Annotated in this window: 14 protein-coding genes and 2 pseudogenes; 7 read left to right on the top strand and 9 right to left on the bottom strand. The window is 68.7% G+C overall.

Annotated elements, in window-relative coordinates; all coding sequences use genetic code 11:
* Positions 1-10 precede the first annotated feature (10 nt).
* On the bottom strand, positions 11-469 hold the full coding sequence (locus ID574_RS39895) for a winged helix-turn-helix transcriptional regulator (protein WP_188194212.1): 459 nt from the start codon (positions 467-469) through the stop codon (positions 11-13).
* 103 nt (positions 470-572) lie between these two features.
* Here ID574_RS39895 and ID574_RS39890 point away from each other — a divergent pair, with 103 nt between their 5' ends.
* The gene (locus ID574_RS39890; protein ID WP_336245602.1) at positions 573-1,301 is read left to right on the top strand and encodes a dihydrofolate reductase family protein; all 729 of its coding nucleotides are present in this window, start codon (positions 573-575) and stop codon (positions 1,299-1,301) included.
* Positions 1,302-1,588: 287 nt separating this feature from the next.
* Here ID574_RS39890 and ID574_RS39885 read toward each other — a convergent pair whose 3' ends face one another.
* Positions 1,589-2,167 (bottom strand): dienelactone hydrolase family protein, encoded by a 579-nt coding sequence (locus ID574_RS39885; RefSeq protein WP_188194211.1) that lies wholly within the window; start codon positions 2,165-2,167, stop codon positions 1,589-1,591.
* A gap of 282 nt (positions 2,168-2,449) precedes the next feature.
* Between ID574_RS39885 and ID574_RS39880 the strand changes: the two are divergent.
* Positions 2,450-2,804: pseudogene (locus tag ID574_RS39880) on the top strand (class I SAM-dependent methyltransferase); the annotation flags it as partial.
* Positions 2,805-2,841: 37 nt separating this feature from the next.
* Here ID574_RS39880 and ID574_RS39875 read toward each other — a convergent pair.
* The 3 genes from ID574_RS39875 to ID574_RS39865 form a co-directional block, all read right to left on the bottom strand.
* Entirely contained in the window at positions 2,842-3,102 is a 261-nt protein-coding gene (locus tag ID574_RS39875; RefSeq protein WP_188194210.1) for a hypothetical protein, read from the bottom strand.
* A gap of 197 nt (positions 3,103-3,299) precedes the next feature.
* Positions 3,300-3,647: a DUF1330 domain-containing protein gene (locus ID574_RS39870; RefSeq protein WP_188194209.1), complete on the bottom strand. Its 348-nt coding sequence runs from the start codon at positions 3,645-3,647 to the stop codon at positions 3,300-3,302.
* 171 nt (positions 3,648-3,818) lie between these two features.
* Positions 3,819-4,442, bottom strand: coding sequence for a hypothetical protein (locus ID574_RS39865; RefSeq protein ID WP_188194208.1), 624 nt, complete (start codon positions 4,440-4,442; stop codon positions 3,819-3,821).
* Between the two features lie 76 nt (positions 4,443-4,518).
* Here ID574_RS39865 and ID574_RS39860 point away from each other — a divergent pair, with 76 nt between their 5' ends.
* On the top strand, positions 4,519-4,983 hold the full coding sequence (locus ID574_RS39860) for a MarR family winged helix-turn-helix transcriptional regulator (RefSeq protein ID WP_188194207.1): 465 nt from the start codon (positions 4,519-4,521) through the stop codon (positions 4,981-4,983).
* A gap of 439 nt (positions 4,984-5,422) precedes the next feature.
* On the opposite strand, the gene ID574_RS39855 is transcribed toward ID574_RS39860, so the two are convergent.
* The gene (locus ID574_RS39855; protein WP_188194206.1) at positions 5,423-6,238 is read right to left on the bottom strand and encodes a class I SAM-dependent methyltransferase; all 816 of its coding nucleotides are present in this window, start codon (positions 6,236-6,238) and stop codon (positions 5,423-5,425) included.
* A gap of 186 nt (positions 6,239-6,424) precedes the next feature.
* Here ID574_RS39855 and ID574_RS39850 point away from each other — a divergent pair, with 186 nt between their 5' ends.
* Positions 6,425-6,997 (top strand): ArsR/SmtB family transcription factor, encoded by a 573-nt coding sequence (locus tag ID574_RS39850; RefSeq protein ID WP_188194205.1) that lies wholly within the window; start codon positions 6,425-6,427, stop codon positions 6,995-6,997.
* 93 nt (positions 6,998-7,090) lie between these two features.
* Here ID574_RS39850 and ID574_RS39845 read toward each other — a convergent pair whose 3' ends face one another.
* Positions 7,091-7,648, bottom strand: coding sequence for a TetR family transcriptional regulator (locus tag ID574_RS39845; RefSeq protein WP_188194204.1), 558 nt, complete (start codon positions 7,646-7,648; stop codon positions 7,091-7,093).
* 86 nt (positions 7,649-7,734) lie between these two features.
* Between ID574_RS39845 and ID574_RS39840 the strand changes: the two genes are divergently transcribed.
* Positions 7,735-8,634, top strand: coding sequence for an SDR family oxidoreductase (locus ID574_RS39840; RefSeq protein WP_188194203.1), 900 nt, complete (start codon positions 7,735-7,737; stop codon positions 8,632-8,634).
* Positions 8,635-8,701: 67 nt separating this feature from the next.
* On the opposite strand, the pseudogene ID574_RS39835 reads toward ID574_RS39840, so the two are convergent.
* Both ID574_RS39835 and ID574_RS39830 read right to left on the bottom strand, forming a co-directional pair.
* Positions 8,702-9,843 (bottom strand): annotated as a pseudogene (locus ID574_RS39835) (winged helix DNA-binding domain-containing protein).
* A 3-nt stretch (positions 9,844-9,846) separates the two neighbouring features.
* The gene (locus tag ID574_RS39830; protein ID WP_188194202.1) at positions 9,847-10,422 is read right to left on the bottom strand and encodes an ArsR/SmtB family transcription factor; all 576 of its coding nucleotides are present in this window, start codon (positions 10,420-10,422) and stop codon (positions 9,847-9,849) included.
* A gap of 72 nt (positions 10,423-10,494) precedes the next feature.
* On the opposite strand from ID574_RS39830, the gene ID574_RS39825 reads away from it, so the two are divergent.
* Positions 10,495-11,073, top strand: coding sequence for a dienelactone hydrolase family protein (locus tag ID574_RS39825; RefSeq protein ID WP_188194201.1), 579 nt, complete (start codon positions 10,495-10,497; stop codon positions 11,071-11,073).
* 225 nt (positions 11,074-11,298) lie between these two features.
* On the top strand, positions 11,299-11,931 hold the full coding sequence (locus ID574_RS39820; protein ID WP_188194200.1) for an Rv1352/Rv1906c domain-containing protein: 633 nt from the start codon (positions 11,299-11,301) through the stop codon (positions 11,929-11,931).
* The last annotated feature ends 54 nt before the right edge of the window (positions 11,932-11,985 follow it).

The following is an 11,985-nucleotide window of genomic DNA, read 5'->3' as shown; positions in this document are numbered from 1 at the left end:
GGCCGCTTGCTCAGCCTGAGACGGCCGCGCCCGGGCCCGGCAGCAGGTCGACGTCGCCGGCGTGCATCGGCTCGCCGCAGTGGGCACAGCGCAGGTCGACACGGCTGATCTCACCGCACGCGTGATGGCGGTAGAGCACTGGCGGCCCGGCCTCGCCCGCGAGCCACCTGTCCCCCCAAGCGGCCATGACCATGAGCAGGTCGACCAGCTCGGCACCCTTCGCCGTCAGGCGGTACTCGTAGCGGGGCCGCTTGTCGTAGGGAACGCGCTCGAGCACGCCCTGCTCGACGAGGTGGTTGAGCCGCTCGGTCAGCACCTTGCGTGAGATCCCGAGGTCGGCCTGGAGCTGGTCGAAGCGGTTCATGCCGACCCATACGTCACGCAGGATCAGCGGCGACCACGGCTCCCCGATCACGTCGAGGGTGCGCGCGATGGAGCAGGCCATTTCTCCGAACTTCGTGCGTTGCATGAGACCAGTCTAGCAATTGGGGTTCCCTTAAGGAACTCCGGATGCTACGGTCATGGAGTCTCTTCAAGGAACTCAAGAAGGAGTCGCGAAGATGAGCTAGGTCATCAGCGCCCACGCGGTGTCGGTCGACGGCTACATCACCGGGCGCGACCCGGGCGCCGGGCGCGGGCTGGGCGACGGAACGATGCTGTTCGACTGGTACTTCGATGGCGACACGCCCAGCCAGGTCTTCGACGGGTTCCGGCTGAGCGGGCCCAGCGCCCGGGTCTTCGACGCCCTCGCCGCACGCGTGGGCGCGATCGTGGCGGGGCGCACCACCTATGAGGACTCCGACCATTTCGGAGGCGGCAGCCCGCACCCCGCGGCCCAGCCGTTCGTCCTCAGCCATCGGGCGGCACCCGAGATGACCGAGCGGCAGACCCTGGTCACCACCGGCATCGAGGATGCGATGGCAGCGGCTCGCCAGGCCGCTGACGGCAAGGACGTCGGCCTCATGGGCGGCGGCGTCGCGACCGAGGCCTTGAAGGCGGGGCTCGTCGACGAGGTGATCCTCCACCAGGTGCCGATCCTGCTCGGCGGCGGCCGCCCCTTCTTCCGGGCGCTGCCCGGGCACGTACGCCTGCGCCTGGTCGAAGCCGTGCCGGCGCCGGGCGTCACCCATCTCCAGCCCATCATCGTCCGCGGCCGGGTCATCGAATGGCTCGAAGGCGACACGGCCTGGGAGATCATCGACCAGATCTCAACGAAGTACACCGGCAGGCCGTACCCCCGAGGAGAGGAACGCGTCGTCGCCGTCGTCGAGCCCGGGCGGCAGACCGTCGGCGTCGGCTGAGCCGCCCCCACCCACCGGCACTTGCCGTGTCCCGGATGACGGCGGAGAGGCGCCATACGACGACAGCCCTCGCCTCGTGTCGCCGGCCTCGGAGATCCGGGCCTTCAGCGAACGACACCTCCCTGACGGCGATGTACCTCTACGCCATCCTCATGGTGGCCTTCTTGACGGTCGTGTCGCCGGCGGGCGCCTACATCGCGGCGCTTCCCGACCTTGTCCGTGAGACGCCCGCTCAGCCTCGATCTACTCGCATCCCGACAGGCGGCAGAGGGTCGCGCGACTGGTCATCACCGCAGGTCGGCGAGGAAGCCCAGGGCGATCCTCCAGGCGCGCTCGGCGGCCTCGGCGTTGTAGTCGGGCAGATCAGGGTCGGTGAACAGGTGACCCACGCCTGGGTAGCGAAAAACCTCCACCTCGGCCCGGGCCCGGCGCATCCTGAGGTACCAGGCGTTCAGCCAGTCGACGGGCTCGTAGGTGTCGGGGTCGGCGACGTGGAGCTGGACGGGCAGGTCGTCGGCCGAGACACCGTCGGCCATGTCGGAGGTGCCGTGCATCAGCAGCAGCCCGCGGGACCGCTCGTCGGCCAGGGCGAGGTTCTGCGCGAGCGCCGCACCCAGCGAGAAGCCCGCGTAGACCAGGTCGCCGTCGGCGGACAGCGGGGCCGCTGCGGCCACGGCACGCTTCAGCAACTCGTCCCGGCCGATCTCCTCCTTGATCGCGATGCCGTCCTCAGGCGTGTCCACGACCCGGCCTCCGTACAGGTCGGGGACGTGCACGTCGTGGCCGGCTGTCCGCAACCTGTCGGCGGCCTGGTGAACGGCGGGCCGCAGGCCGTACATCGAGTGCAGGAGGAGAATCCGCGCCATGCGCGCAGCTTAGCCAGCGCCTGGCAAGGGGTTCAGCATCGATCCCGGCCGGGCTGTTCAGCGACGCGCAAAAGACCAGCCGGGGGTACGGCCGCGGGGAACCTTAAACGCACCCAAAGATCGCTAGGCTGCGACGATGGACCGCGGAACGGACCTGCCGAGAACATCGCCACAGGGCAACCTGCCTGGGTTTCGACCGCAACCCAGGCTGCAGATCCGGACCAGGTGAACGACTACGACGGCTTCGCCGAGGCGTACTCGGCGGAGACCGAGAACAACATCATGAACGCGTACTGGGCGCGGCCCGCGATCATAACCCTCGCCGGAGACGTGGCCGGCCGCCGGATCCTGGACGCCGGCTGCGGCTCGGGCCCCCTGTCCGCCGCCCTACGCGACCGCGGTGCCGTCGTCACCGGCATCGACGCCAGCGCCGGGATGCTGGCGCCGACCAGGCGGCGGCTCTGGTGCTGCACTACCTGGAGGACTGGGGACCGACCCTGGCCGAGATACGGCGAGCGCTCAGGCTCCTCGGCCCAGCTATTTCGCCACCACCAGCTATACCGACGCATGGACGTTCAACGGACAGTCCCACCCGATTACCTTCTGGACCAGGCCGTTGCACGCGATCGCCGAGGCGCCGCCGTCGCCTGCGGGCTCGGACGGCTAGCAGCAGATCAGTCACATTCGTACTCGTTGAGCGCTTTCCGCGCAGCGGTCGCTCGTTTGTTGTACACCGGGTCGACGACGTCGAAGGCGCTATTGCGGGTGGACAACTTGCTCGACGACACGCGAACCGCCTTCAGTTGGAGGTGAAAGGCATCGGCGATGTCGGGAGGCACGCTGTCCTTCATCCCCTTGCCGAGTTGGGCGACCAGCCTGGCGACTCTGCGCGCCTCCTCGAAATCCACAGGCTCGTCGTGGATCGCCTTTCCCACCTCGGCGGCGTACCTCAGCAGCGCGGCGTTGAACGTGTCCAGGTCAGCGCAGAACGCGGACTGTGACGAGGCAGGTGTGGCAGTGCCGGCCGGCGACTCGACGGCACCCGCACAACCCCTCCCGCATGATCGGCTGCCACGACCCTAGTGCGCCGAGCTCGGGACCGGTCCCGCCCGCCGACCGCCGAGCTGATCGGCTACTTGTCGGGCAGTGCCTCCCGCATCGCCTTCGCGGTGGAAGCCGGGTCGTAGCCCTCCGGAACGCCTTCGACCAGGATGATGTCGCCCATGATGTGCCGCGAGCGCAGCGGCGCGATCTCCTGGTACGCGGGGGAGTCCCACCAGTCCCGCGCCTCGGCGATCCCGGGGAAGCCGATCACCACGACGTGCCCTGGCCAGCTGCCCTCCTTCACCTCGTGCTGCGTGGCGTGCACGAGGAAGCGTCCGCCGTACGGCTCGAAGGTGGCGGAGATGCGCTCGATGTACTCGGCGATCTCCGGGTGCGGGGCGGCCTCTTGCAGATGAGCTATCGCGTAGGCGGGCATGGTGTCCTTCCGGCCGGTCGTGCTTCGTACACCAGCGATCATGGCAGCCGGACGGCGCCGGGGTCGATGACCTGTGAGGTAAGTCCCGTCGGCGCCATGGCCGAACAGCAGTTGCAGGACGCCGACGAGGGTGACGGCGCGTGGGCGTGTCTCGTTCGAAGCTTCGAAGCTTCAGCGCTTGCGGGTGATGACCGCCGTGGACAGGATGGTCACCACGGCCAGGTCCAGAGCCATCCTCGCCAGGTCGAGGTTGATCCAGAGGCCCACCGCGGCAAGCGTCCCCCCATGCGCCCAGCTGAGCACGGTGGGCGCGAAGTACAGGTAGGTGGTCAGGCGCTGCAGATAGTAGACGGTGGCGGCCGCCAGCAGCAGCCGGCGCCGCCGCGGGTGGTGCCAGCCCAAGGCGAGCGCCGCCGGCATGAGCAGCCACTCCACCAGCGGATTGAGCACCATGTACAGCCCGGTCGCGCCGCCGGAGGCGGGCGATCGCATCAGGCTCAGGTACGCCTCGGGCGTCGGATACATCACGTGCTGGACCAGCCCGGCGCCGAAGGTGAGCGCCACGACCAGCGCCGCGCCGAGTGCGGTGACGTCGGCGGCCACGGTGCCGCGCAGCCGCAGCAGCGGCCGGGCCAGCAGGGCGGCCAGGCCGGCCCACAGCAGGCCGGTCACTGCTCCGACGCCCACGAAGGCGCCAGAGCCGGCGGCCAGGCCGCCCAGCGCTCCCAGGGCCACGGCCAGCGGGGCGACGATCAGCATCGGCCTGTGCGAGGTGGGGTGGGTCAGAGTCGTCATGGCTGCTGTTCCTCTCGACTGTCATGTATCTTGATGTTCGAGATACATGATTTAGTTTGATAATCGAGAGGCTCGAATGTCAAGGGATTCTTGGGAAGTCCTCCGCCGCACGGTCGGCGAGGAGATGCAAGCGCTGCAGGCGGCCGTCGACACCTACGACGACGCCGCGGCACGGGTCCTCGGCATCAACCGCACCGACCTGCGCTGCCTGGAACTGCTCACCCAGCACCCCGCACTGACCCCCAGCCGCCTGGGCGCCGAGCTCGGGCTGGCCACCGGCAGCGTCACCGCGATGCTCGACCGGCTGGAGCGCCTGGGCCATCTGACCCGCTCCCCAGATCCCACCGACCGCCGCAAGACCCTCATCCAGATCACCGACACCGCCCGGCAGCGCACCTGGGAGCTCTACGGCCCCTTCGTCGCCGAAGGCGACACGCTCATGAAGGACTACACCACCGCCGACCTGGAACTGCTCGCCGGCTTCCTCCGCCGCAACCGCGACCTCTACGAACGCCACCTGGCTCGGGTGCGTCAGGCCTGACGACTTCGCTCCCGCAGGAGGGCGACTGCCAAGGAATCCGGTCAATCAGCGGCGCCGGCCATCGGGCCAGGCGGAGAAAAGCCGGACAGTTTCGCTGTTCCGCCCTGGCCTCGGCGTAGGCGGCCACGAGGTCGGCATGGGGCTCGACTTTCGGGGCGTCGCCCAGGCCGGACACGCCCACCCCGTACGAGGGCCGCGGCGCGGTGCCTCGAACCGCCGCGACGACGCCGCGGTGCCCGTTGATGACATGTGCGACGACGTCCCGGGCCGTCCGTGGCCTCGACCCGGTTCCTGGAAGACGCCTGCTGGGTGACATGCGATGCCTGCCCATTCATGTAGGAAAATTCCTACATATCACATAGATCTTGATCCCGCTCCGGGCGTCCGGCACGCCGGCGACGCCGGAACCGGGCCGGTCGCCCGCGTCCCTGGACGCCCCTCACCTTCCGACGACGCCGGGCGAGTACTGCCAGACGAATTCCAGCCACGGCGGGGCCACCGTCATGAAGTGGGCCCAACTACCCGGCTCCGCACCGGGGTAGTCGTTTCGTACTTCAGAGAGGAGCTTCAGCGTGAAGCCCTCCCCGATCAGGCTGTTGACGATCCGGCTCAGTGTCTGCCTGTATTCCCTGGGTTCGCGGATGCGGCGGCCGTCCGGCTTCTGGCTGTAGACCCAGTCCTGGTCGGGATAGCAGGTCGCGGCCTCGTCCGTGTACGGCTGCCTCAGCGTGTAGCCCTCCCCATTCCAGGATTCGTGAGTGAGCCCGGAGAAGAACGGGTTGGCGCACATCAGGTAGTAGTAGCCGCCTCTTGAGACCACTCTCGCGACCTCACGGAAAACGATCCGCGAGTCCGGGACGAAGGTCAGCGAGTACGGATGCCAGACCAGATCGAACGAGGAGTCGTCGAGGGCCGACAGGTCCCGCATGTCTCCTTGGATCGTGCGGATGCCGACGCCGTAGTGCTCAGCGGCCAAGCGGTCCCGCTCCAACTGCCCGGACGAGATGTCGAAAACCGTCACGTCGGCTCCGAGCAGGGCGAAGGCCGCAGACTGTTGCCCGCCTCCTCCCGCCAGGCAGAGCACCTTTCGGTCCGCCAGGTCGCCGGGGATGCCAAGTCTCTCCAGGCCCAGATAGGCCTGAGCCTTCTCGGCGTCCAGGTCGAGCATGGGACGGGTGAACAACGCGTCCGCCTCCACAAGGGCTTCCCAGCGTTCCGCGTTGTAGTGGTAGACCTCGTCCCGCACAGCGGACACGCTATCTGGCCTCCAGCGGCCGGGGCGAACGATTTTGGTCGGGCCTTGCTCGTCCGCCGTCCTCCGCCACCAGTCCGGCCGCCATGAGATGTCACTCCCGGAACCGGCACGTCACCAATCGCGTTGCCACACCGGTACCCCTAATCTACGCTATGTCGTAATTATGGAGAAACATAGGAGAGTGTGATGAGCGAGGACAGACTCGCCGAACTCGAGCGCCGGATCGCCCGCCTGGAGAGTCGGGTCGACACCGTTGCCCCACCGCGACGCCCTCCGGAGTCGCCGTCCCTCACAGCGGCAGCGACCGGCATGCTCCGCCAGGCGAAGAAGGAGGACAAGCTCGGGACGGTGGGCTACGCCGGAGCCGCTCGGTTGGCCGGCGGCGAGAGCCTCTGGGACAGACAGCTCTCTCTCGCCGAGTTGCTGTCGGCCGATTGGGCGCCGGTGGCCGAAATCCTGGAGTCCCTTGGCAGCGTGCCGCGGCTGGCGCTGCTCGCCACGCTCGTACGACAGGGCCGATGCACCACCACCGACCTCCAGGAGTCCCTCGGCGGAAACGGCGAGCAGACCACCAGCGGCCAGCTCTATCACCATCTGCGCGCGCTGCAGAGCGCCAGGCTGATCACGCAACGGCGGCGCGGTGAGTACGAGTTGGCGCCTCAGGCCATGATTCAGGTGCTCACCATCCTCGCCGCCGCCTTCGACCTGGCCAACGACCCTCCGCTCGGCCCGCCTGCCGACCTCCCCAACCCGGAATGACCAAGCGGGCAACAGGGTGAAGGCAAGATCCGGACTGGACGCCCCGCCGCCTGATTGGCCGCCGCGGTCCCGACCGGTTTCCGTCATTACGCGTCATTTCAGGGCACGCAACGCCGCCGCAGTCTCCGCAATACAGGCGGCGAAGCCAGGCGACTCCTCGTCCGAGACCCAGCCCGCGAACGCGACATAGAAGACCGTCACCGCGCTGTGGGCGGCAAGGCTGGCGTTGAGCTCGGTGACTTCCCGCTCGCGCAATGCCTTGGCCGTCGTGTCGACCATCGCCGCGAGCTTGAGCAGCTCCCGCTCCTGCAGGCTCGGGTTGGCCGCGATGATGCGGGAGCGGCGCACGGCGTGGTCGCGACGGTCCTCCAGGAGACCGCCGGCCGCGACCATCCCGGCCAGCGCCGCATCCAGCGGCGAGTGGTCGGCAGGCGCGGCCAGGATGGCGTCATATGCCGTCCGCTCCATGGCCTCGGAGCCGTCGAAGAGGACCTCGCGCTTGTCGGCGAAGTGCCGGAAGAAGGTGCGCTCGCTCACGCCGGCACGCTCGGCGATGTCGCCGGCGGTGGTCTGCTCGAAACCGCGCTCGGCGAAGAGCTCCATCGCGGCGCCGATCATCCGCCCCCGCGCGTCCGGCTCCCAGCGACCCATGCCCAGAAGTGTAGTGATGACAGTGACTGACATCCAGTGCTACCGTCCATGTCAGTCACTGACATCGTTATGGAAGGAAGCACGCCATGCGCGTCTTCGTCACCGGCGCCACCGGCTGGATCGGCTCGGCCGTCACCGACGAACTCCTCGCCCACGGCCACAAGGTCGTCGGCCTCGCCCGCTCCGACGATGCGGCCGCCGCCCTGGAGGCCAAGGGCGCCATCGCCCACCGCGGCAGCCTCGACGACCTCGACAGCCTGGCCTCCGCAGCCGCGTCTGCCGACGGCGTCATCCATCTCGCCTTCAAGCACGACTTCTCCGACTACGCCGGCGCGGGCCGCAGCGAGCGAGCCGCCGTCCACCGGATGCTCGACACGATCGAGGGCGGCGACCGCCCGTTCCTGCTCGCCTCCGGGCTGGCCTCGGGCGTCACCGGGCGACCGCTGACCGAGGACGACGCGTCACCGCACCACGGTGCCGACTCGATGCGCGGCGGCAGCGAGAACCTGGCTCTGGAGTACGCCGACCGCGGGCTCCGCCCGGTGGTGCTGCGCTTCTCTCCGACCGTTCACGGAAGGGGCGACCACGGCTTCACCGCGACGCTGACGAAGACCGCGAAGGAGCGTGGAGCGGCCGGCTACATCGGCGAGGGCTCGACCCGCTGGGCGGCCGTACACCGCTCCGACGCCGCGCGGATGGTCCGGCTCGCGCTGGAGAAGGCCCCGGCGGGCTCGCGGATGCACGCGGTAGCCGAGGGCGGCCTCCCCTCCCGCGACATCGCCGCCGCCATCGGCGACCACCTGGGCCTGCCGACGGTGTCCATCGCTCCGGAGGACGCCGAGGCCCACTTCGGCTGGATCGGACGCTTCTTCGGCATGGACCTCACCGCGTCGAGCGCCCGCACCCAGGAGCTGCTCGGCTGGACGCCGACGGGCCCGACGCTCTTCGAGGACATCGCCGCCGGGGCCTACGCACTGCCAGAGTGACCGTACCTTTCATCACTCTCAAGGGCGGCGATGAGAGCATCTACGGGAAGCGCAGCCGAGGCGCTGATCAGGGCATCTGTTCGGGGAGGATCCGCACCTCGGCACCCGGTAGGGCCGACCACCAGCGGTCGTAGCGACGGTAGACCCCGGGCTCGCGGTCGGCCAGCAGCGCCACGAGCGCCTGCGCTTCGTCGGCCAGCTCATCCCACGTCTCGCGGGGCAGCGGGTGGAACGAGGTGGCCTCGATCCCTTCCTCGACCGGCCGCCACACGCCGGCGACATGACCGTCGACCAGGAGTGTCGGCAGGACGTCGCCGTTGGACCGCGTGACGAGCTTGCGGTGATCCGGTGATATGACGCGGCTGCGGTCGGCATAGGCCAGCAGGATGTTGTCCCACATGGGCAGCAGCCGTGGCGGGGCCGGTGTGTCGGCTGCCGGGCGAGGCGCGCCGGGCAGGTCGAACAGCTCCGTTCCGTCCGGTCCGGTCAGCCGCTCGAGCACTCCGGCAAGGGCGCCCATCGCGCTGCGGGCCCTCGCCCGGGTCACGAGGGCGAACTGTGCGACGTCGGCTACTGATGCCGGGCCGAACCCCTCCAGATAGCGCAGGACCAGCGTCTGCAGGGCCTGCTCGGCCGCTTCCCCCAGCGTCGGCGGTATCCCTGCCGCGACGTAGGCCGGCCGCGCTCCGAACGACCACGGCCCGCCGGTGGCCGCGTGCAGCAGCGGCGCATACGACCGCAGCGCCCACCACACGCCCTTCGGCGGGACGCCGAGCCGCGCCTCGATCCAGCACTGGATCTCGGCTGCGGTCCGGGGTTGAGCCGCGAAGGCCAGCAGCTCGCCGATCAGCGCGTCAGCGTCTGCCGGGGTGATGCCGCTGCTGGTGAAGCGCGGGTCGCCGAGCCTGGCACCACGTAAGGAGGGCTGCATCGCCTCGTAAAAGGTCGGGTGGTCATCGGCGTGGACCGCGTGCAGCGTGATCCGCAGGAGCGTGGCCTTGACGACCTGCGGTCGGTGAATGCCGCGTCCAGGTCGGCCGGGTCGAAGTCGGTGAGCCGGTTCCACAGTGCCAGGTACGGTGAGGCCGCGTGTTGCGCCTGCAGGGCGACCACGCGTCGCACGGCCTCGACGACATCCAGGGACTCCCGCCCCAGGAGCAACTGGCGGGCGAGCGTGGCCCGGTTGAGTTCACGTGCCGTCAGCCGCATGCGTCATTCCTCCTCGGCCGGCAGGGTCGGATAGTCGGTCATGGGATACAGGCCGACGGCGAATCCGTAGGTCGTCTCACCGGAACGGGGAACCTGGTCGAACTCGTGCACCAGATCCTTGATCCGGTACCAGAACTCGGTGGCCCGCTCCGGCGAGATCCGGGCGTGCCGGATGAACGCCCACAACTGGTGAGCCTGATAGGCCGCGGCGGACTCCTTGGCCGCGACCTCGAAGTCGTTGAAGTCCAGCGGGAGCGGGCCGCCGCCGGGGGATCGGCCGACGCCGACGTAGAACATTCGGGCGGTGCGGCCGTAGTAACGCTCTTCGATCGCCCGCACCCGCCGGGTCCGTACCACGCGCAGCAGCCCGGCTTCGGCCAGGACATTGACGTGGTGCGCGACGGTGCCTTTGGGCCGCTTGACCGCGCCGGCCAGCTCCGTCACGGTCGCGGCGCGCTCGTGCAGGAGTCCGAGGATCGTGGTCCGCAGCGGATCGCTGATGGCCCGTACCTGTGCCGGGGTGGTGAGCTCGATCGTGTCGGCGAGGTCGTAGTCGGGAACCGAAGGATTGAGCGACATGGTCCGACTAATCTAACATCTTCAATCGTTCGAGACTTTTGGTTCATTAAACGTGATCGAAAGGACCGGCTCATGGCCGAGGTCTTGTTGTTCCACCACGGCCAGGGGCAGACGGCCGGATTCCTGGGCTTCGCCGAAGAGCTACGCCAGGCCGGGCACACCGTGCACACACCCAACCTCTTCGACGGGCACACGTTCACCAGCCTGAACGACGGCCTCGCCTATGCCGGGAAGGTCGGCTTCGGCAACCTCTTGGAGCGTGGTGTGCGCGCCGCCGACGCACTGCCCAGGGAGCTGGTGTACGCCGGGGTCTCGCTCGGCGTCATGCCGGCCCAGAAGCTGGCGCAGACCCGGCCAGGCGCGCGTGGCGCGCTGCTCTTCGAGTCCTGCCTGCCTGTCTCGGAGTTCGGGATCTCATGGCCGGAGGACCTGCCGGTCCAGGTCCACGGCATGGACGCCGACCCGATCTTCGCCGGCGAAGGAGACCTCGACGCCGCCCGCACCCTCCTCGCCTCGGCCGAACACGGCGAGTTGTTCCTCTATCCCGGCAACCGGCACATCTTCACCGACAGCAGCCTGCCGTCGTACGACGCCGACGCCGCCGCGCTGCTCACCCGCCGCACCCTCGACTTCCTCGCCACCATTGGCTAGCCGACAGAAGCATCGGCATCACGCGCGGAGCCTCCCAAGCCCGGTCACGCTGCCCACCGTTCGCCCTGGTTCGGAAATCCGTCAACAACCTGAACACAGGCACGGGACCAACACAACAGCCGAACACCGACAGATTCCGCTGTAAGGGGCGAGGATTCCCCGGCGGCACTTGGCGTACGAACAATACTCTTTGCCGCAAAGGCGTCATCAGCCCAAGGAGCACTCGTGCGCCGATCAGTCCTCCTGTTGTGTGCCGTCCCGCTGCTGTCCGCATGCGGTGCCTCAGCGCTGGAAGCCGGCTCGACACCGGTCGCGCAGCCCGAGTCGGTGAAATCTTCCGAGCCTGCGGAGGCCTCGCAGACGCCCGCGCCGACTCCGTCGAAGCCGGCGCGTTCGGCGAAGGAGCGGAAGTATCTGAAGGTGCTCCGTGCTGCGCTGGGCAAGAAACTGAAGGAGGACTCGTACCTGAAGCGAGGGTATGACCTTTGCGGGCGAGGGGACGAGTGGCCGTGGCCGCCGACGCTGGGTTCGATCATCGCCAGCCGGGGTGAGAAGCGCGACGTCTACGAGGCGGCGATCCGGTATCTGTGCCCGAAGTACCTTCCCGTCTGGAGGAAGGCCCAAGGCGGGTTCGGCGACGGGCTGCACAAAGTGGGCAAGGACATCGGGCCGGGCAGCTACCGGATGGCGGTCCGCCCTGACTACAAGACGTGCTGGTGGGACCGGAAGACGAGCGGAGGCGACACCATCGACACCTGGTTGCTCCACAACGATCCTCCCCGCGTGATGACGGTGACGCTCAACCGGGGCGAGAGGTTCGATACGCGCGGGTGCGGGGTCTGGATCCGCGTGCCATGACCATGTTTTTCGCGTGGATACCTCAGCGGCGTCTAGATTCGAAGAGCCCGCATT

The sequence above is a fragment of the Nonomuraea sp. SYSU D8015 genome, assembly GCF_008065375.1.
Lineage (GTDB): Bacteria > Actinomycetota > Actinomycetes > Streptosporangiales > Streptosporangiaceae > Nonomuraea.
Note: the sequence above shows the minus strand (reverse complement) of the source record. Positions and strands in the feature narration are given on the sequence as shown.